11 protein-coding genes are annotated in these 21,628 nt (G+C 64.4%); 9 read left to right on the top strand and 2 right to left on the bottom strand.

What is annotated here, in order from left to right; translation table 11 throughout:
- Positions 1-192 precede the first annotated feature (192 nt).
- The 9 genes from ACN9MU_RS08485 (at position 193) to ACN9MU_RS08525 (ending at position 16,988) form a co-directional block, all read left to right on the top strand.
- Entirely contained in the window at positions 193-3,291 is a 3,099-nt protein-coding gene (locus ACN9MU_RS08485; RefSeq protein WP_426321680.1) for a TonB-dependent receptor, read from the top strand.
- Between the two features lie 63 nt (positions 3,292-3,354).
- On the top strand, positions 3,355-4,875 hold the full coding sequence (locus ACN9MU_RS08490; protein ID WP_426344419.1) for a tryptophan halogenase family protein: 1,521 nt from the start codon (positions 3,355-3,357) through the stop codon (positions 4,873-4,875).
- A complete protein-coding gene (locus tag ACN9MU_RS08495; RefSeq protein ID WP_426344420.1) occupies positions 4,872-7,520 on the top strand; it encodes a beta-mannosidase in 2,649 nt (882 codons plus the stop codon). Before ACN9MU_RS08490 ends, ACN9MU_RS08495 begins: the two co-directional genes overlap by 4 nt.
- A gap of 191 nt (positions 7,521-7,711) precedes the next feature.
- On the top strand, positions 7,712-8,698 hold the full coding sequence (locus ACN9MU_RS08500; RefSeq protein ID WP_426344421.1) for a LacI family DNA-binding transcriptional regulator: 987 nt from the start codon (positions 7,712-7,714) through the stop codon (positions 8,696-8,698).
- Positions 8,699-8,717: 19 nt separating this feature from the next.
- A complete protein-coding gene (locus tag ACN9MU_RS08505) occupies positions 8,718-9,932 on the top strand; it encodes an AGE family epimerase/isomerase (RefSeq protein ID WP_426169617.1) in 1,215 nt (404 codons plus the stop codon).
- Positions 9,925-10,848: a carbohydrate kinase family protein gene (locus tag ACN9MU_RS08510; RefSeq protein ID WP_426321686.1), complete on the top strand. Its 924-nt coding sequence runs from the start codon at positions 9,925-9,927 to the stop codon at positions 10,846-10,848. The genes ACN9MU_RS08505 and ACN9MU_RS08510 overlap by 8 nt, the downstream gene beginning before the upstream one ends.
- Positions 10,848-13,250, top strand: coding sequence for a GH92 family glycosyl hydrolase (locus ACN9MU_RS08515; RefSeq protein ID WP_426344422.1), 2,403 nt, complete (start codon positions 10,848-10,850; stop codon positions 13,248-13,250). The genes ACN9MU_RS08510 and ACN9MU_RS08515 overlap by 1 nt, the downstream gene beginning before the upstream one ends.
- A gap of 23 nt (positions 13,251-13,273) precedes the next feature.
- Positions 13,274-14,536, top strand: coding sequence for a sugar MFS transporter (locus ACN9MU_RS08520; protein WP_426321690.1), 1,263 nt, complete (start codon positions 13,274-13,276; stop codon positions 14,534-14,536).
- The gene (locus ACN9MU_RS08525; RefSeq protein ID WP_426344423.1) at positions 14,523-16,988 is read left to right on the top strand and encodes a TIM-barrel domain-containing protein; all 2,466 of its coding nucleotides are present in this window, start codon (positions 14,523-14,525) and stop codon (positions 16,986-16,988) included. Before ACN9MU_RS08520 ends, ACN9MU_RS08525 begins: the two co-directional genes overlap by 14 nt.
- On the opposite strand, the gene ACN9MU_RS08530 is transcribed toward ACN9MU_RS08525, so the two are convergent.
- Entirely contained in the window at positions 16,952-18,340 is a 1,389-nt protein-coding gene (locus ACN9MU_RS08530) for a TolC family protein (RefSeq protein WP_426169628.1), read from the bottom strand. The two genes, ACN9MU_RS08525 and ACN9MU_RS08530, sit on opposite strands and share 37 nt — an antisense overlap.
- The gene (locus ACN9MU_RS08535) at positions 18,337-21,627 is read right to left on the bottom strand and encodes an efflux RND transporter permease subunit (protein WP_426169631.1); all 3,291 of its coding nucleotides are present in this window, start codon (positions 21,625-21,627) and stop codon (positions 18,337-18,339) included. The genes ACN9MU_RS08530 and ACN9MU_RS08535 overlap by 4 nt, the downstream gene beginning before the upstream one ends.
- Position 21,628 lies beyond the last annotated feature (1 nt).

Genomic DNA, 21,628 nt, shown 5'->3' on the forward strand with positions numbered 1-21,628 from the left:
CTAATCAAAACTAAACTTCATTCATTCTCTGAAAGTTTGTTGAAGTGCCATAGCCTCCTTTGTAAGAATTCTCCTTGAGTGGACGCGATCCCATCGATGTGCAGACGGCATCATCGTCGTTTAGTAAATCGAGGATCCGAGGCTTGCTACCGCGATATAAAGCCCGCAAGAGGGCATAACCAGGAGACCCGCATGACGTTCAGAACCCATCTCGCATCACGGCAGCGCGGCTGCCGCGCGACGCCCATCGCCATGGCGGTGAGCGTGGCACTGCTTTCCCTTGCAAGCGCCCAGGCGCAGACCGCGTCCACCGGGCAGGCGTCCGAGCAAAAGGCCGACCCGAATACCGTGGTCGTTACCGGTTACCGCTATGCGATCGAGAAGAGCCTTGACCAGAAGCGAGACGCCAATTCGATCGTTGAAGTGATCACCGCCGAAGATATCGGCAAGTTCCCGGACAAGAACGTGGCCGACGCGCTGCAGCGCGTGCCGGGCGTGGTGGTGACCCGCAGCGGCGGCGAGGGCAAGAACGTCAGCGTGCGCGGCCTGTCGTCGGAACTGACCCTGACCCAATTGAATGGCAACTATATCGCCACCGCAGAATCGAATGGCGATCCATCGCGCTCGTTCAATTACACGCTGCTGCCATCGAATATGCTGTCCAGCGCGGAACTGTTCAAGACCCCGGAAGCGCGCATCGATGAAGGCGGAGTTGGCGGTACCGTGATCTTGCATACCCGCCGTCCGCTGGAAGTAAAGTCCGGTTCCGGCTTCGTTTCCGCCGAGGGCACCTGGGCCGACACCACCAGGAAGACCGACGGCCAGTTCTCCGGCCAGTACGCCTGGCACGACGAGGACAACCGCTTCGGCATCCTGGTCGGCCTGACCAGCCAGAAGCGCACCACCCGCACCATGGGCGCCAGTACTGAGAACTGGCAATGGTATGGCGACGATTACGACGCCCACCCTGCCACCGACGTCAATGGCAAGCCTTCGGACCTGAGCTCTTACTGGTGGGGCCAGTCGGGCTTCTACGACCAGGGCGGCAAGTACTACGCCAACTTCATGATGCCGACTTCGGTCAACCTGAGCGTGAAGAACGAGGAGCGTGAACGCAAGGGCGGCCAGATGACGCTGCAGTTCAAGCCGGTCCGCAACCTGACCCTGACTGCCAATTACTTCCGTTTCGACCTGAAGCAGAATTCGCAGACCAATATCCTGAAGGTGCCTGAGTGGAATTTGGCCCGCTACAGCGGCGACGGCAACTGGCCGGGCGGCCGCATGCTGGATGGCCTGACTTTCGACCGCAGCGGCACCCTGGTGACCGGTGCGCAGTACAGCGTCCACCCCGGCAAAGCCTATTATTGCAGCGAGGCGCAAGCGGCGGCGGCCGGCCAGCAGCCTGGCGGCTGGGGCCCGGACGATTGCACCATTCCGACGCCGCAAATCACCGGCAGCTACAACCACGAGAAGTCGCTGTCGCAGACCGCCGACTTCGAAGCCGAATGGCGCGGCAAGTCGATGGACGGCATTTTCAAGTTCGGCCGTACCTGGGCCAACGGTGGCCCGCAAATGCAGATGACGATGCCGATCAAGCCGCGTGTCCAGAATGCGGACGGCAGCTGGACCCTCGGCAACTACGCCAGCTCCTGGAACACAGTCGGCACGCCGGCCATGGTGTTCTCGCCGGAGCTGATGGCCAACCTGGCCAAGGGCATCGGCGAAATCGACCTCGGTTCCACCTCGTCCTCGTGGACGAAGAACAGCACCCAGCAGAAGTACGCCCAGGCCGACATGACCTGGCATGCCGACAGCAACTGGCTGGATTCGCTGCAGTTCGGCGCCAAGTATCGCAAGGGCGGCACCCATCGCGCCACCGGAAACAACTACTGGGTTTGCAAGGGCGCGGATCCAAAGGATTACGACATGCGCTACCAGGCAGGCTGCGATTCGAGCGCGAACAAGTTCCAGCCGCAGTTCCTGTACGGCCAGTCCCTGGGCAACCTGGCAGGCGGCATCAATGCCAGCGCATTCCCGGCGATTGACTACCCGGCCTATATCTCTTTCCTGAACCAGAACTATGGCCAGATGCAGACGCGTAACGAAGACAACTTCGTCTACAACGTGGACGAAAAGATCTCTTCGGCATATCTGCAGGCCAATGTGAAGGCCGATCGCCTGCGCGGCAACGTCGGCGTGCGCCTGGTGCGTACCCGGCAGCACGCCGATTCGACCGACCAGGTGGAAAGCTACAAAGACTACTTCTTCAACGGCGCCAATGGCAGCCCGGCACCTTGCCAGGCCGGCGGCTTGCCGGCTGCCGGCGCGCCTGCCGGTTCCGGCTGCACCAGCGGCTTTACCCGCCTGCCGGACAGCATCGCCCGTGATTCGTCGTTCGTGGTCAGCTCGCTCGACCGTACCTACAACGACGTGCTGCCAAGCTTTAACCTGGCCTATGACCTGACCTCGAACCTGCTGCTGCGTGCCGCCGCCTCCAAGGTGATCTCGCGTCCAAGCTACAACGACATCGCTTCGCCAGGCGCCCTGCGCTATTACAGCCAGGAGTACGTCAACGACCGCCGCCTGATCGGCGGCGGCGACCAGCAAGGCTGGTTCGGCGAAGGCAGCAACAAGCAGCTCGAGCCCTACAAGGCCAAGCAGGTCGACTTGGGCCTGGAGTGGTATTTCCATCGCGGCTCGGTGCTCGGCATCGACTTGTTCCGCAAGAACGTCAGCAACTTTGCGGTGCCGGTGGTGCGCGACGTGACCCTGAACGTGGGCGGCCAGAACGTGACCGTGCAGCGCTACTCGACCAGCGCCGGCGGCCGCGACGGCGTGTCGAAAGGCGTTGAGCTGTACGCCCAGCATACGCTGGACATGGGCCTGGGCTTCCAGTTCAACTACACCTACAACAAGACCAACCAGGCCGACATCACGATGGAAGATGGCACCAGGATCGGCAAGTCGCCGCTGGTCGGCAGCGCCAGGAACCAGGTGAACCTGACCGTGTTCTACGAGACCGACAAGTTCCTGGCGCGTGCGTCGTACAACCGTCGCGGCGAAGTGGTCGATGGCCTGGTCAACGGCTTGAACGTGTATGAAGAGCCGTACTACCAGGTCGACCTGAACGTGGCCTACAACATCACCAGGGAGTTGAGCCTGACCGCCTCGGTGCTGAACCTGACCAGGGAAGAGACGCGTTCCCACCTGGGTAACGACACCAAGGACCGCTTCTACTCCAACGGTTATGCCGGCCGTATTGCCTACTTTGGCTTGAACTACAAGTTCTGATGCTTCCCTCTTTCCTCCCCATGCCGTGCGGCTGGGGAGGTTTTTTCCTGTTTTGGGCCTGCCATGAACCAGCACAACCGAATCAGCAAGATCACCATCGCCGGCGGAGGGAGCGCAGGCTGGCTGGCCGCGGCAGCCCTGGCCACCTACCTCGGCAAGGGAGCCTCGGTGCGCCTGGTCGAGTCCGAGGAAATCGGCATCGTCGGCGTAGGCGAGGCGAGCGTGCCGCATATCCGCCTGTTCAATGGCCAGATGCTCGGCATCGATGAAGCAGAGTTCATGAAGCGCACCCAGGGCACGATCAAGCTCGGTATTGAATTCAAGGACTGGAGCCGCATCGGCGACAGCTATATCCATGGCTTCGGCACCATAGGCCGCTCGGTCGGGCCGCTGCCTTTCCACCAGTTCTGGCTGAAACTGTTCCAGTCCGGGCGCGCCGCGCCCATTGGAGAATACTCGCCGCAAACCGTGATGGCGCCGCAAGGCAAGTTCGCGCCCGGCGATCGCCGTGCAGCCCAGGGCTCGCCGCTGGCCGACATCGCCTATGCCTACCATTTCGACGCCAGCCTGTATGCGCGCTTCCTGCGCGAGCTGGGCGAGCAGCGCGGAGTGCAGCGCATCGAAGGCAAGATCGTTGGCGTCAAGCAGCGCGCCGACGACGGCTTTATCGAATCGGTGACGCTGGAAAGCGGCCAGGTGGTCGATGGAGAATTGTTCATCGATTGTTCCGGCTTCCGCGGGCTGCTGATCGAGCAGACGCTGAAAACCGGCTATGTGGACTGGTCGCACTGGCTGCCATGCGACCGCGCCATGGCCGTGCCTTGCGAAGGCGTGGCGCCGATCGCACCGTACACGCGTTCCACCGCCCGCACGGCAGGCTGGCAGTGGCGCATCCCGCTGCAGCACCGCACCGGCAATGGCTATGTATATTCGAGCCGGCATATCAGCGATGACGAAGCGGCTGCGACCCTGCTGGCGAACCTGGACGGCAAGGCGCTGGCCGAGCCGCGTGCGCTGCGCTTCACTACCGGCATGCGCCAGAAATTCTGGAACAGGAATGTGGTGGCGCTGGGGCTGGCCAGCGGTTTCCTCGAACCGCTCGAATCCACCAGCATCTACCTGGCGCAATCGGGCATTACCCGCCTGCTGGGGCTTTTCCCCAAGCGCGACTTCAACCCCTTGCTGGCGGAGCGCTTCAACCGCGAATCGGCGTTCGAATATGAACGGGTGCGCGATTTCCTGATCCTGCACTACAACGCCACCGAACGCAACGACTCGCCGTTCTGGGACTACTGCCGCACCATGCCCGTCCCTGACAGCCTGCGCGAGACGGTCGACTTGTTCCGCTGCGATGGCCGCTATTTCCGCAACGGCGAGGATTTCTTCGCCTTGCCAAGCTGGGTGCAGGTGATGCTGGGGCAGCGCATCATGCCGCAAGGCTATCATCCGATCGTCGACGACATGCCCGAAGAAAAGCTGGTTGACGTGGTCGAAAGCATGCGGGCGATGCTGGCCAATGCGGTCGACGCGATGCCGGTCCACCAGGATTGGATTGAGCGCCACTGGAAGGCGGCCGCGCCATGAGCACCCACCTGTACTGGCGTTCCCTGGCGGCCCTGATGCTGGGCCTTTGCCTTGCCGTGGTCGCCGTTGTGGCGACGGCTGCCACGCCAGGGCGCAGCGTAATCGATGGCGGTTGGGCCTTCCGCCTCATGCCCGGCAACGCGCAGCTGGCTGCGCATCCCGAAGCCTTGCCATGGCATGCGGCGAAAGTGCCAGGTACCGTGCATACCGACCTGCTTGCGAACAAGCTGATCCCCGATCCCTACGTTGGCGCGCCGGAAGCCGGCTTGCAATGGATCGGCCTGGCGGACTGGGAATACCGCACCCGTTTCGAGGCACCGCGCAGGGCAAAACGCAGCGACCTGGTATTCGAAGGCCTGGATACCTTCGCCGAGGTTTGGCTGAATGGAGAGAAGTTGTTCGAGGCGGACAATGCCTTCCGCACCTGGCGCATTCCGGTGCAGGACAAGCTGCGCGCGAAGGGCAACGAATTGCGCGTCGTCTTGCGTTCGCCGATCAGCCGCCTGCTGCCGGCCGTGCGGGCCATGCCGCGCAAGCTGGCCGGAAACTATCCCTCGCCCTATGGCGACGAATCGGCGGACGCGATGACAGCCAATTTCGCCCGCAAGCCGGGTTATCACTATGGATGGGATTGGGGGCCGCGCTACGTCAGCGCCGGCATCTGGCAACCGGTTGTGCTGGAAAGTTGGGACGCCGTGCGCATCGATAACCTGCAACTGAGGCAGGACCGCGTCGACCAGGCGCGCGCCGACATTGCCGCGGTCGTGCTGGCCGAAGCGGTGCGCGATGGCGCCTTCGACTTGCGCCTGTGGCAGGTCGCGCCGGACGGCAAGCGCTCGCTGGCGGCACTGCGACGCGTCGAGCTGCGCGCTGGCGACAACCGCATCGAACTTCCCGTGCGCATCGACCGCCCGCAACGCTGGTTCCCCAACGGATATGGGGCGCAGCCGCTGTACCGCTTCGAGCTGGAAATCGGCGACGGCAAGGCGGTTGCGGCCAGGGCCCGCGCCCGCACCGGTTTGCGCAGCGTCGCGCTGCGCCGTGAAGCGGACGACAAGGGCAGGAGTTTCTATTTCGAGGTCAACGGCATTCCGGTATTCGCCAAAGGTGCGAACAGCATCCCGTTCGACATGTTCCAGCCGCGCGTGGGCAAGGCGCAATTGCGCCGCGTGCTGCAATCGGCGCGCGACGCCAATATGAACTTCCTGCGCAGTTGGGGCGGCGGCTATTATGAAAGCGACGATTTCTTCGATCTCGCCGACGAACTTGGCCTGCTGGTATGGCAGGACTTCATGTTCGGCGGAGGCATGCAGCCGGCCTACGACGACGCCTTCCGCGCCAATGTGATCGCGGAAGCGCGCGACAATGTTCGGCGCCTGCGCAACCATCCGAGCCTTGTCCTGTGGTGCGGCAATAACGAGGAAGAAATCGCCTGGAAGTACTGGGGGCCGGGCAAGGCAATGACGGAAGCCGATCCGGAGTTCGCCGGCAAGGTGTGGAATGGCTATGTGCAGCTTTTCGGAACCGACCTGCGCAAGGTCGTGGCGGAAGAGGGGGGCGGGATTTCCTATTGGGCCAGCTCGCCCAGCGACGACCTGGCCGAAGTTGCCAATACGCCGGCCAGCGGCGACATGCATTACTGGGAAGTGTGGGGCAATCCGGCGTATCCGCCGTCGAAGTACCTGGAGATCACGCCGCGCTTCATGTCCGAGTACGGTTTGCAGGCGTGGCCGGTACAGCGCACGATCGAGGCTTTCGCCAGCCGTGGCCAGCAAGGCATCGCCACGCCGCTCATCGAGGCGCACCAGAAATTCATGGCAGGGAAGGGCAATGAACGCCTGATGAAGTACGTGAATTTCGAGTTCGGCGACCCGAAGGACTTCTCCAGTTTTGTCTATTTAAGCCAGGTGGCGCAGGCGGAAGGCATCGAGCTTGCAGCGTTGCACCATCGCGCCAGCCGGCCATACACAATGGGATCGCTGTACTGGCAACTCAATGACGTCTGGCCAGGAGCCTCGTGGTCGAGCGTGGACTGGTTCGGACGCTGGAAGGCGTTGCATTTCCATGCGCGCCGTTTCTACGCGCCTGTGGCCGTTGCAGCCCTGCGGAACGCTGAAGGCAGAACGAGGGTCAGCCTGCTCAACGACCGTACGCACCATGTGCGGGGCGAGCTGCGGCTGCGCCTGATGACGCTGGACGGCAAGCTGCTGCGTGACGAGCGCAAACCGGTGGAACTCGCACCGCTGTCGGCGTCGCAGTTAGCCAACTATAGCGACGCCGAGTTGCTTGGAAATGCTGATCCTGCGTCGACGGTCGCGGTCTTCGATTTGCAGTCGGAGGGCGAACCGGCCTCGCGCCGCGTGGTGTACTTCATGGCTGCCAAGGACATGCGCTGGCCCGATCCCGGCCTGCGCTCGGAATTGCGCCGGGACGGCGGCGGCGCCAGGCTCGCACTGCGCGCGACGAAGTTTGCCCGCGCAGTGTGGATCGACTTCGGCGGCACCGATGCAGGGATTGCCGACAACGCGATGACGCTGCTGCCCGGGGAAGCCGTGGACCTGCACATTGCTTCCAGTGCCAGACTGGCGACGCTGCGCACGGCGCTGCGACTGCGCTCATTGGCCGATGAGCTGCGTGTTTACTAAAACTTGCTAAAGATGATTGCTTCCGGCTGCTTTTGTTGACGCCTGCAAAAGGCGGCTGATATAAAACTTACCTATACCGGGAGCGAGAAAAGGCATTTCCGCTCGACGCTTGAAAGCGCCAGAATAGGCGTTTAATAAACTGAACATTGGAGACTCTTCATGCACTTGATTCCTTGCCCAGGGGTGCAGCCGTGAGCCAGGTCACTTTGCGCGACATCGCCGAAGCTACCGGGCTGTCGATCGGCACGGTCTCGCGCGCGCTGAAGAACCAGGCCGGCATGACCGAAGTCACCCGCAACCAGGTGCGCCAGGCCGCGGAGAAAATGGGCTACGACTTGGGACAGCTCAAGAAAGGGCGCATCCGCCGTATCGCCTTCCTCCTGCACAGCCAGCACAACACGCTGGCATCGAGCCAGTTCTATTCGCCGGTCCTGCATGGCGCGGAAGCGGCGTGCCGGCGCGAGGGTATCGCCCTGTCCTTCATCGCAGTAGGGCCGGCCGAACCGGTGCAGGGCCTGATCCGCGTGCACCAGCCAGACGCCATCCTGTGCGCAGGATTCTTCGAACCGGAAGTGCTGGCTGCCCTGCAGCAGTCCGGCAAGCCTATCGTGCTGGTGGACATGCACCGCCGCGGCTTCACTTCGGTCAACCCGGACAATGTGCGCGGCGGCTACCTCGCCACCCAGCACCTGCTGCGCTGCGGCCGCAAGCGCATCGCAATGATGTCCGGCTCGCTGGCCCACTACAGCATCCAGCAGCGCAACCGCGGCTTCCGCCAGGCGCTGTTCGATGCCAAGGTGTTTGCCGACCCGGAGCTGGAAGTCATCGTCCCTACCATGGGGGAGGGCGACGAGGCGGTGGTGGAAGCCATGCGCAGCCTGCTCAGTCTTCCCAAGCGGCCCGATGCCCTGTTCTGCTACAACGACAGCACCGCATTGGTCGCCATGAAGCATTGCCTGAACGAGGGCATGAAGATCCCGCATGACATTGCCATTGTCGGCTTCGACGATATCAGCAGCGCTGCCGCTGCCATTCCTCCGCTCAGCACTGTCCACGTCGACAAGGAGGACCTGGGGCGGGCGGGCATCGAATTACTGCTCCAGAAACCAGACGAAAACCCCTTTCAGATAACCATGCCAGTCGAATTGATCGTGCGCGAAAGCAGTTGCGACGACTAGCGTACCCACCAGGCCAAACATGAACAAACTCCCGAATTTCCGCAACCCGGACGTCCTGCTCGATCACGCGCGCCACACCATGCGCTTTTACCACCCGCGTGCGCTCGACCCTGCCGGCGGCCTGTATCACTACTTCAAGGATGATGGCACCGTCTACGACGCCGCGCACCGCCACCTGGTCAGCAGCACGCGCTTCGTGTTCACCTATTCCATGGCTTATCGCCATTTCCGCGATCCGGCCTACCTGGAGGGCGCACGCCATGCGTTGCGCTTCCTGCGCGAGGTGCACCGCGACCCGACGGGCAGCGGCTACGCCTGGATGCTCGATGGCCGTGACGTGGAGGACGGCACCCAGCACGCCTATGGCCAGGCCTTCGTGCTCCTGGCTTATTCGCATGCCACCATGGCCGGCCTGGAAGAGGCGCGCGGCTGGATCGGCGAAACCTTCGAGCTGATGGAAAAGCGTTTCTGGAACCAGCAAGACGGCCTGTACGCCGACGAAGCGAGCCGCGACTGGAGCGAGCTTTCGAGCTATCGCGGCCAGAACGCGAACATGCATGCCTGCGAAGCACTGCTGGCGGCGCACCAGGCCACCGGGGAGCTGCGCTACCTGGAACGGGCCTACACCGTGGCCTGCAACATCACCCAGCGCCAGGCTGCCCGTTGCGGCGGCCTGATCTGGGAGCACTACGACGCGAACTGGCAGCCGGACTGGCGCTTCAATATCGACGATCCGGAAAACCTGTTCCGCCCGTGGGGCTACCAGCCGGGCCACTTCACCGAGTGGGCCAAGCTGCTGCTGCAGCTGGAAGCGCGCGGCAGTGTGCTGGGCAAGGACCTGGGCTGGCTGCTGCCGACCGCGGAACGCCTGTTCCAGACCGCTGTGGACAAGGGATGGGATGCCGTGCATGGCGGCCTGGCTTACTCGCTGGCGCCTGACCTGACCGTGTGCGATCCGCACAAGTATTTCTGGGTGCAGGCCGAAAGCACGGCGGCTGCCGCTATGCTGGCCAAGCGCACCGGCAACGACGGGTACTGGGACTGGTACCAGCGCCTGTGGGCCTATAGCTGGACCCACTTCGTCGATCACGAGCATGGCGCCTGGTACCGCATCCTGTCCGGCGACAACCGCAAGCTGAGCGACGAAAAGAGCCCGGCCGGCAAGGTCGATTACCACACCATGGGTGCCTGCTATGACATCGTGGCGGCGCTGGGGGCGGGCGATCATGCATGACGCGCCAGTGATGCTGTGCGCTGGCGAGGCGCTGACCGACATGATTTACCAGGGCGACGAGCGCTGGGTCAGCCGCGTTGGCGGCTCGGTGTGGAACGTGGCGCGCGCGCTGGCCGTGCTGGGCGAGCGCACCGCCTTTGCCGGCGCAATCAGCCGCGATCGTTTCGGCGACGCCTTGTGGAGCGCCAGCGAGGCCGTAGGCCTGGACCTGCGCCTGCTGCAGCGCGTTGAACGCTCGCCGCTGCTGGCGATCGTGGAGCAGGGCGAGCCGCCGAGCTACTTCTTCATTGGCGACGATAGCGCCGACCTGCATTTCGATCCGGAGGCACTGCCTGAATACTGGTCGCGCGATTTGCGCTGGGCGCATTTCGGCGGCATCAGCCTGGCGCGCGAGCCGCTGGCGTCGAACCTGGTCGCGCTGGCCGAGAAGCTGAAAGAGCAGGGCGTGGCCATCAGCTATGACCCGAACTACCGCAACCTGATGGATGACCGCTACGCGCCAACCCTGCGCAGCATGGCCGAACTTGCCGACGTGATCAAGGTTTCCGACGACGACCTGCGCGGCTTGTTCCCCGGCGTGCCGCTGGATTCGGCCCTGCAGCAGCTGCGCGCCGCCGCGCCTTCCGCGTGCTGCTTGCTGACCCGCGGCGGCCAGGGCGCAAGCCTGTTCCATGGCGAGCAGCGTGCCGACGCGCGCGCGCCGGCGGTCTCGGTGGTCGACACGGTCGGCGCGGGCGATGCCAGCGTGGCCGGCCTGCTGCACAGCCTCGCACGCCATCCGGGCCGTTCGCTGCAGTCACACCTGCATGCGGCGCTGGCGGCGGGTTCCGCTGCCTGCCTGCAGTCAGGTGCAACCCCGCCGCCGCCCGCAGCCATGCAGCAGCTGTTCGAATTGCTTGAAGGAGAGGCACCGTAATGAAAGCAATCCGCTTTGCCATTCGCTCCGTCCTGCTGGCGGCATGCGCCCTGCCGCTGGCTGCAGCGCCGGCCGACATGCCGGTCAACACCTTCATCGGCACCCAGGACGAAGGCAATACCTTCCCCGGCGCCTCCGCACCCTTCGGCATGATCCAGGTCAGCCCGACCGGCGAACATTACGCCGGCTGGCACTATAGCGATGCGCGCATCCGCGGCTTTGGCCATTCCTTCCTGTCCGGCGCCGGCTGCTGGGAGCAGGGCGGCCAGCTTTCGGTGCTGCCGGTCACCGGCAGCATCGGCCCCGGCGGCGATTTCGACACCAAAAAGGCGGAAAGCTTCAATTACAAGCGCTATGCAGCCAACTACAGCCACGAAGGCGAAGTTGGCCAGGCAGGCTTCTACAAGGTGCAGCTCACCAGCTATGGCGGCATTACCGCCGAGGCCACAGCGCTGACCCGCGCAGCCGCGGAACGTTATACCTTTGCCCCCGGGACCGCCAGCGGCCACGTGCTGCTCAACCTGGGCCAGGCCAACGAGCGCCATTCCGTGGTCGGCAGCGAAGTGCGCGTACTGGACGAGCGCAGTGTCGAAGGCAAGATCGTCACCAGGAGTTTCTGCGGCGGCGCCCAGTACACCACCTGGTTCCGCATCGTGTTCGACCAGCCCTTCGTGGCCAACGGCATCTGGGATGACCGCGGCGGCTGGCCAGGCGTGAAGGGACCAAGCCAGCAAGGGGACAGCCGTCCGCATGGCGTGTGGCTGACATTCGACCTCAGGAACGGCCAGGCCGTGACGGCGGTCAGCGCCATTTCCCACGTTGACGCGGAAGGCGCACGCATCAACTTGAAGGCGGAAGGCATGGCCGGCGGCAAGCCGCTCACGTTCGACGCAATGCGGGCGCAGGCGCAGGCGGCGTGGCGGAAGGAACTGGGCACGGTCCGCATCGAAGGCGGCAGCAACGATGACCGCACCGTGTTCTACACCGCCCTGTATCATGCGCTGCTGCAGCCGCTGACGGGCAGCGATGCCGATGGCCGTTATCGCGGCTATGACGATGCGCTGCATAGCGCCAGGGACTGGACCTATTACGAGTTCTTCTCTCTGTGGGACACTTACCGCGCGCAGAACCAGTTGCTTGCCTTGCTGCGTCCGCAGCGCTCGCGCGACATCGCCAATTCCGTGCTGAAGATCCGCGAGCAGGGCGGCTGGCTGCCGCGCTGGGGCTACGCCAACTTCGACAGCAATGTGATGACTGGCGACCCGGTCACGCCGTTCCTGGTCGACCTGTGGCGCTTTGGAGCGTTGCAAGGACGTGAGCGCGAAGCGTACGCCGCGCTGCGCGAAAACGCCTTTGGCGTGCCGCCGTCGCGCATCCGCGCCGAGGGCCGCGCAGGCAATCCGAACTACCTGAGCCAGGGCTTTGTCCAGTATGACCGTGGCTTTGTCGCCAAGGGCATGGACATCGACCCGCACCACGGAGCGTCGGCGACGCTGGAATATGCGCTGGCCGACAGCTCGCTCGCGATCATGGCCAGGGCGCTTGGCCAACGCAAGGATGCAAAGCTGCTCGAACAGCGCGCCCTCAACTGGCGCAAGATTTGGGATCCGTCGGTTGTCGACGCACCAACCGGGCAGCGCGGCTTCCCGCGTCCGCGCACGCTGGATGGCAGCTGGTTCACCGACTTGAACGGCAGCTATGACCCGCGCGCCGAGCGCGGCTTCCACGAGGGCACCGCCTGGCAGTACCAATGGCTGGTGCCGCAGGACGTTCCGGGCCTGGCAGAGGCTATGGGCGGACGCGCCAAGGCCTTGCAGCGCCTCGACCAGTTCTTCGATTACGACGCCGTGCTGGCCGATCCGGCGGCCGTGCGCAAGTCGTGGGTGGTGGGCGCGTACAGCTACTACAGCCAGTTCCGCTACAACCCGAATAACGAACCGGACCTGCACGCGCCATGGATGTACACTCTGATGGGGCAGCCGTGGAAAACCACCACCGTGCTGCGCGCGGCGGAAACCCTGTTCGGTAACGGTCCCGGCGGCGTCACCGGCAACGACGACCTGGGCACGATGTCGGCCTGGTACCTGTTCAGTGCCCTGGGCCTGTATCCGGATGTGCCGGGCAGCGGCCGTTTCCTGCTGCACGCGCCGCGCTTTGCGCGCGCCGAGATCGACTTGCCGCAAGGCCGCACCCTGCGCATTGAAGCGCCGCAGGCCAGGCCGGGCGAGCGCCGCTTCGTGCAGTCGGTGCAGTGGGGCGGCCGGCCGCTGTCGCGCGTGTGGCTGGATTGGGAACAACTGCAGGGAGCTGGCACCCTGTCGTTCAAGCTTGCACCGCAGCCTGATACGGCCGGCTGGGGCACGCAGGGCCGTGACCTGCCGCGCCCACCAGCCGGCATGTAAACATAAAAACTGAGGAGACATTCATGGCATCCACCGTACCCAACGCTACGCCAACTGCACCGCCAGCGGCGGCAGGCGGCGCTCAGAACGGAACGAACACCGGCGCGCTGGTCATCGTCACACTGCTGTTCTTCATGTGGGGTTTGATTACCTCGCTGAACGACGTGCTGATTCCGCACCTGAAGGCGATCTATACGCTGTCCTATTTCCAGGCGATGCTGGTGCAGCTTTGCTTCTTCGGCGCTTACTTCATCGTATCGCTGCCGGCGGGCGCCCTGATCCGCCGCATCGGCTACCAGAAGGGTGCGGTAGCCGGCCTGCTGATTGCCGCCGGCGGCTGCGTGCTGTTCTATCCGGCTTCGTTCGGCGGCTACGGCCTGTTCCTGCTGGCGTTCTTTGTCCTGGCGTCGGGCATCACCGTGCTGCAGGTTGCCGCCAACCCGTATGTCACCGTGCTTGGGCCGCCGCGCACGGCCTCCAGCCGCCTGAACCTGACCCAGGCTTTCAATTCCCTCGGCACCACCATCGGCCCTTCCGTTGGCGGCATGCTGATCCTGTCGGCGGCCGGCGTGGCGGGCGCCGCGGCTGATGCAGCCACCGTGCGCGGCCCCTACCTGGCCCTGGCCGGTGCGCTGGCCTTGCTGGCTGTGCTGTTCTTTGTCGCCAAACTGCCGCAGATCGCCGACACCGAAGACGTTTCGCTGGCGGGCGAGGGACACGGTTCGGCCTGGGCCCACCGCCACCTCGTGCTGGGCGCCATCGGCATTTTCCTGTACGTTGGCGCGGAAGTCAGCATCGGTAGCTTCCTCATCAACTTCCTGGGCGAGTCGCACATTGCCGGCCTGGCCCACGCCGAAGCGGCGCATTACGTCAGCATCTACTGGGGCGGCGCCATGGTGGGTCGTTTCATCGGCTTCGTGGTGATGCGCGTGGCCAGCCCGGGCAAGACGCTGGCCGTCAACTCGCTGGTGGCAATCGGCCTGGTGCTGGCGGCGACCTTCGGCAAGGGCAGCGTGGCAATGTGGGCCATCCTGGCGGTGGGCCTGTGCAACTCGATCATGTTCCCGACCATCTTCAGCATGGCGCTGCATGGCCTGGGCAAGTACACCGGCCAGGGCTCTGGCATCCTGTGCATGGCCATTGTCGGCGGCGCGCTGGTGCCGTTCGCGCAGGGCGCGCTGGCGGATGCCATCGGCGTGCAGGCATCGTTCATGCTGCCTGCCGCCTGCTATGCCTTCATCCTTTACTTCGGCGCGAAGTATTCTTCGATGTATGCGGCCCAGTAGTGTCCTGGCCGTCCTCGCGCTGGGCGCAGCAAGTACGCTGCACGCGGAAACCGTGGAGCGCATGGTGCTCTCCCGCGGCGGCGTGGTGCTTGAAGTATCTGCACCGGCCAGCGGCATCGTGCGCATCCGCATGGGCCGCGGGAAATTGCCGGAAGATGCCTCGTGGGCGGTGCCGGCTGCAAGGCGCAGCGCGCGCCTGCCGCTGAAAGTCACGCGCCGTGGCGAACAGGTGCTGCTGCGCACGGCGAACATCGCCGCCCGCATCGATTTGCGTACCTTGCGGACGGACGTGCTCGATGGCGGCGGCCGGCTGCTGCTGGCCGACCTTGCCGGACGGGCCGCGCTTTCAGCCGATGGCGGCTTCCGCATGCGTGGGCGCATGGGCGGCGACGATCATGTCTTTGGCCTGGGAGACAAGACCGGGACCTTCGACCGCAAGTGTGGCGCCTACACCATGTGGAATACGGACACCTACAAGTTCACGCAGGCGACAGATCCCCTTTACAAGACCGTTCCATTCTTCCTGGCCGTGAGCGACCGTGGGCAGGCCCATGGCCTGTTCCTCGACAACACCTGGCGCACCACTTTCGATTTCGGCAAGACCGAACGGGGCGTGCTGTCGATCAGCGGCGAGGGTGGACCTGTCGATTACTACGTCATGGCAGGCCCCGCACCGAAGGACGTGCTGCAGCAATATGCCCGGCTGACCGGCTCGGCGCCGCTGATGCCGCAATGGGCGTTGGGCTTCCAGCAGTCCAAGTGGAGCTACAAGACGGACGCCGAAGTGCGCGCGATCGCGCGGCGCCTGCGCAGCGAAAGGCTGCCCTCGGACGTGATCTACATGGATATCGACTATCAGGATCGCTCGCGCCCATTCACCGTCAACCGCCAGGCCTTCCCCCACGTGCGGCGGCTTGCCGACGACCTTCGCACGCAGGGCATCCGCCTGGTGCTGATTACCGACCCGCATATCGCCAATGCTCCAGGCCAGGGCTACGCCGCCTACGACAGCGGTGCGGCGCAAGACCTTTTCCTGAAACTGCCGGGTGGCCGGTACTACTCGGGCGATGTGTGGCCCGGCGCAGCCGTGTTCCCCGACTTCAGCCGCGCCCAGGCGCGCCGCTGGTGGGGCGAGCTGTATGCCGGATTCGTGAGTGACGGCGTGGCGGGCTTCTGGAACGACATGAATGAGCCTTCGATCTTCAATGCTCCGGGCAAGACCATGCCGCTCGAGGTCGTGCACCGGATTGAAAGCGACGACTTCGCGCCGCGCAGCACCTCGCACGCGGAAATGCACAACGTCTATGGCCAGCTCAATTCGCGCGCCACGTACGAAGGCCTGCTGCGGCTGCAGCCGGACGTGCGTCCCTTCGTGCTGACCCGCGCCACCTACGCCGGCGGCCAGCGTTATGCGGCAACGTGGACCGGCGACAACGTCTCGAGCTGGCAGCACCTCAAGATGGGCATGCAGCAGCTGGTCAATCTTGGTCTGAGCGGTTTCTCCTACGCCGGCAACGACATTGGCGGCTACGCCGGCGAGCGGCCGTCGCCCGAATTGCTGACGCGCTGGTTCCAGCTTGGCGCCTTCATGCCGCTGTTTCGCGCCCATGCGGAAACCGGCCGGGCCGACCAGGAACCCTGGGTTGGCGTCGCGGCGCAGGTCGAGATCCGCCGTCGTTTCATCTCGGAGCGCTACCGCCTGATGCCCTACCTGTATGCCGCAGCGGAGGAAAACAGCCGCAGCGGCATTCCTCTGCTGCGGCCAGTCTTCCTCAACTTCCCTTCAGTACTGGCGCATGGCGACCGGCTTGGCGGTTCGGAGGACCAGTTCATGATCGGCGGCGACCTGCTGCTGGCGCCATCGCCGATGCTTGAATCGCCGGGCGACTACAACGTGGAGCTGCCCGGCAAGGGCTGGTACGACTACTGGACGGGACGGCGCCTGGACGGCAAAGGGCTTGTCGTCAAACCGGATATCGCCCAGTTGCCGGTCTATGTGCGCCCGGGTGCGATCATCCCCCGCCAGCCCCTGGTGCAAAGCACGGCCTTCATCCCTGAGGGCAGGCTGGAACTCCATGTTTATCCTGGTGCCGGCTGCCAGGGCGACATCTACGCCGACGATGGCGTCAGCCTGGCATACCAGCGCGGCGGCTTCCTGCGCCAGCGCATCCGCTGCGAGCAAACGCCATCGGGCCTGAAGCTGTTGTTCGAGCAGCGCGAGGGGAGCTGGAGGCCGTGGTGGAATGGCATGGCGCTTTATGTCCATGGATGGGATGCCGAGGCCGCGCCGCAAGCGTATGCGGCCGGCGGCGCACTGGCCACTTCCGTGGATCGCGAGCAGAATGCGGCCGTGATCCTGGCGCCGGACCTGGCAGGCGGGGTGGTCGAAATCGACCGGCAGCGAGCGGTTGACCCTCAGGGGCCGCCCCAGCCACCGGCAAGCGCCTTGTAGACCACGACCAGCGAAACGGCCGCACCGGACTGCGCCTGCGCCAGCCGGTCGCGCGCCGACAGCAGTTCGCGTTCGGCATCCAGCACCACCAGGAAATCGGTCGAACCAACCGCAAAGCGCTCGCGCGCAATTTTGGCCGCCTGCTCGGAAGCGACGACCGCGTCGTACAGCAGCGCGGCCTGCTGCTGCGAGCGCGTGTAGTTGATGAATGCGCCCTCTGTTTCCTCCAGCGCCGCCAGTACGGCGCGCTCGTAGTTCACCACCGCCGCATCGGCGCGTGCATCAGATGCGGCAATATTGGCGCGGATGCGGCCGAAGTCGAGCAGGTTCCACGCCAGTTGCGCGCCGAGGTTATAGGCGTAGGACGCGCCCTTGCCAAGGTCGCTCGCATGAGAGGCGTTCTGCCCCAGCGTCCCGCCCAGCGTGATGGACGGGAACCATGCGCTGCGAGCGACGCCGGCATTGGCTGCCGCCGCGGCCAGTTGCGCTTCCGCCAGCTGCACGTCGGGCCGGCGGCGCAGCAGGTTTTCCGGCGTGCCGATGCCGCCGATATCGAAGGATTTGAGCCCCGGCAGCGGGCGCGGCTCGCCCAGCTCCGCATCCAGCCCGGTCGGCGGCAGGCCGCAAAGCACGGCAAGCCGATAGCGCGTGCGGGCTAGCGCCGATTCGAATGCAGGCACCGAAGCGGCAGTCGAATTCACCAGCGAACGAGCGCGTTCCGTATCGAGCGCGGTGCCGCGCCCAACGCTCTCGCGGGCCTCGACCAGCTGCAAGGCGGCGCGCTGGGTCTCCAGGGAAGCAACGGCAACGCGCAATTGCTCCTGCAATCCCCGCAAGTTGAAATAGTTGCGCGCCACTTCGGCCGCCACGCTTAGCTGCGCTGCCCGATAGCCCGCCTCGCCGGCCAGGACGCCGGCTTGCGCCGCGCGCCGCGCGTCGCCCAGGCGGCCGAACACATCGACTTCCCAAAGCACGTCCAGGCCCACTAAATAAGCATTGTCGGTCTTGGGAACGCCGTTGCTATCCTTGGCCCGCACGCGTGCTGCCCCCGCGTTGAGGTTCACGGTCGGCCACAGGTCGGCGTCGGCGAAGCGTCCGATTGCGCGCGACTCGGCCAGGCTGGCAGCCGCGCTGCGCACGTCGGTATTGGCCTTCAGTGCGCGCAGGACCAGGGAAGACAACTGCTCGTCCTCGAAGCGGCGCCAGAATTCGGCCACCGGTTCGCTGTTCGCTGCCTGGCCGGGGGCGTTGACGAAGCCCGCCTGCGCGGGAGGCTGGTAGCGCGCCAGTTGCGGCGCATGGGAGCAAGCGCCAAGGAGCAGCGCCGCAAGCAAGGATAAGGTGCTTTTCATGATTTTCCCTCGGGCGGCGGACTGGCGTCGTCAATGCCGGCGTGGAAGGGGTGGGCGGCGGCGTCGACCGCGCGCCGCACTTCGGCCGCGTGTTCACGGCGCTTGGCTGTGCTCTTGCGCACCATGCTGTAGAACACCGGCGTCAGGAAGATGCCGAAGAACGTCACGCCAACCATGCCCGAGAAGACCGCAATGCCCATGGCCCGGCGCATTTCGCTGCCTGCGCCGCTGCCGAGTATGAGCGGGACGACGCCGGCGCAGAATGCGATGGACGTCATCAGGATCGGTCGCAGCCGCAGGTGGCAGGCTTCAAGCACCGCTTCGACCATGGGCCTTCCGCGCTCTTCCAGCTCCTTGGCAAACTCCACGATCAGGATCGCATTCTTGCAGGCCAGGCCGACCAGCACCACCAGCGCCACCTGGGTAAAGATATTCAGGTCCCCGGTCTGCCCGAAGGGCGGCCAGTGCGACAGCCAGACCCCGAACAGCGCGCACAGTATGCACATCGGCACGATCAGGATGATCGCCAGCGGCAGGCTCCAGCTCTCATATTGCGCAGTGAGCACCAGCACCACCAGCACAACGGACAGGAACAGGACCGCCGCCAGCGTGGGTATCTTTGCGCCGATCACCGGCAAGGTCACGTCGCGCGTCAGGCGGTCCTGGTAGGTCAGGTCGGTCCATTCAAAGCCCATGCCGCGCGGCAGGCCCTTGATCAGCTTTTCGATTTCCGCTTCCGCCTGGCCGCTGGAGAAACCCGGCTTGGGAGCGCCATTCAGGTCGGCGGCGGGAAAGCCGTTGTAGCGGGTCACGCGTGTCGGTCCAAAGGTAGGCTGGACCTGCATGAGGGCGCCGAGTTGCACCATCTGCCCTGCGTCGTTACGGGTTTCAAGGCGTGCGATGCTATCTGCGCTGGAGCGGTAGGGCGCGTCTGCCTGCACCACCACCTGGTAGGTTTTTCCGAAGCGGGTAAAGTCGTTGACGTACAGGGAGCCCAGGTTGATCTGCAGCGTATCGTAGATCGACTGCAGCGGCACACCCATCTGCTTTGCCTTGGTCCTGTCCACATCGGCGAACAACTGCGGCACATTGATATCGTAAGTCGAGTAAGGCGTCGCGATGGTCGACTTGGGATTGCCGTAGATCGGCCCGAGTATGCCCCACACGCTGCCATAAAGCGCTTGCTCGCCCTGGCTGCTGCGGTCCTGCACCATCAGCTTGAAGCCGCCGGCGGCACCCAGGCCCTCCACGGCTGGTGGCGGCACCACGAAGATACGGGCGCCCTGTATCTGCTGCATGGCGCCGTTCACCTTGCCCAGGATGGCGTCCTTGGACAGTGCGGCCGAGGTTCGCTCTTCGAACGGCGTCAGTCCCAGGAAGACAATGCCCTCGTTTGGCGCCGCCGAGAATCCTGCAATCGAAAGACCGGGGAAGGCGATTGAATCGCGGATGCCCGGCACTTTGCGGGCGATATCGCTCATTTCCCGAATCACCTTCTCCGTGCGATCGAGGGTCGCCCCGGCCGGCAACTGGGCTACGCCGATCAGGTATTGCTTGTCCGGCGCCGGCACGAACCCGCTGGGAATGGCGCCGAACAGCACTGCGGTCAGGGCCAGCAGCACGCCATAGACAAGCAACGCCGCAGATTTTCGCTTCAGGATAGCGTCGACGCCGCGACTGTACTTCTTGCTCTGGCGCTGGAAGAAGCAGTTAAACCAATGGAAGAAGCGTCCGAACAGCTTGTCCATCCAGATCATCACGGTATCCTTGGGCGCATCGTGCGGACGCAGGAGCAGCGCCGCCATCGCGGGCGAAAGAGTCAGCGAGTTGATCGCGGATATGACTGTGGAAATTGCGATGGTGACGGCGAACTGCTTATAGAACTGGCCGGACAGGCCGGGCACGAAGGTCAGAGGGATGAAGACTGCGCACAGCACCAGCGCAATCGCCACGATAGGCCCGCTGACTTCGCTCATCGCCTTGTGCGTTGCGGCGTGCGGAGTAAGTCCGTCCGCGATATTGCGCTCGACGTTCTCCACCACCACGATCGCATCGTCGACGACAATGCCGATTGCCAGCACCAGGCCGAACAGCGTCAGAGTGTTGATCGAATAGCCGAGCAGCAGGAGCACCCCGAAGGTGCCGACAATCGACACCGGCACCGCCAGCAGGGGAATCACCGAAGCGCGCCAGGTCTGGAGGAAGATGATCACCACAAGCACCACCAGCAAGATGGCCTCGACCAGGGTGTGCACCACCTTTTCAATCGAGGTCTGCACGAAGCGTGTCGGGTCGTAGACGATGTCGTAGTCGACGCCCTGCGGGAAGGACTGTTTTAGCCGGGCCATGGTGGCGCGGACATTGTCGGAGAGCGCCAGCGAGTTGGATCCGGGCGCCTGGAAAATACCGATCGCCACGGCATCCTTGTTGTTCAACAGGCTGCGCAAGGCGAAGGTGCTTGCGCTCATCTCGACGCGGCCGATGTCCTTGATCCTCACGACCGCGCCGGTGCGCGTATCGCTGCGAACAATGATGTTTGCAAAATCCTCTTCCTTGACCAGCCGTCCCTGCGCGTTGACCGCCAGCTGGAATTCCGTGTTGTTCACGGCCGGCGGCGACCCGACCACGCCCGCCGCGACTTGCGCGTTCTGCTCGCGAATCGCCTGGATGACGTCGCCCGCAGTCATGCTGCGCGAAGCCAGTTTCTGCGGATCGAGCCAGATGCGCATTGCGTAATCGCCGCCGCCGAAGAACAGCACGGACCCCATGCCGGGAATGCGCAGCAGTTCGTCGCGTACATACAGGTTGGCGTAGTTGCGCAGGTAAAGCGTGTCGTGGCTGTTGTCCGGGCTGGCCATGTGCACCACCATGGTCAGGCTGGAGGACTGCTTCTCCGTCGTCACGCCGATCTGGCGCACGATGTCCGGCAGGCGGGGAAGGGCGCGGTTGATCCGGTTCTGTACTGCCGTTTCGGCTTGCTCCGGCACCGTGCCGATCTTGAACGTGACCGTAATGCTCATGCTGCCGTCGGCCGTGGCCTGGCTCTGGAAGTACAGCACGTTTTCCAGCCCATTGATCTGCTCTTCGAGCGGGGCCGCGACCGTCTCCGCAATCACGCGCGGATTCGCGCCCGGGAATTGCGCGCGTACCACCACCTGCGGCGGCGCCACCTCGGGATATTCCGAAATCGGCAGTTGGAAGATCGCCAGCAGCCCTGTCAGGAAAATGAAGATCGAAATGACGGTTGCAAGGCGCGGATGCTCGATGAAATGTTTTGAGAAGTCCATG

Source organism: Pseudoduganella sp. R-32 (genome assembly GCF_049913245.1).
Lineage (GTDB): Bacteria > Pseudomonadota > Gammaproteobacteria > Burkholderiales > Burkholderiaceae_D > Rugamonas.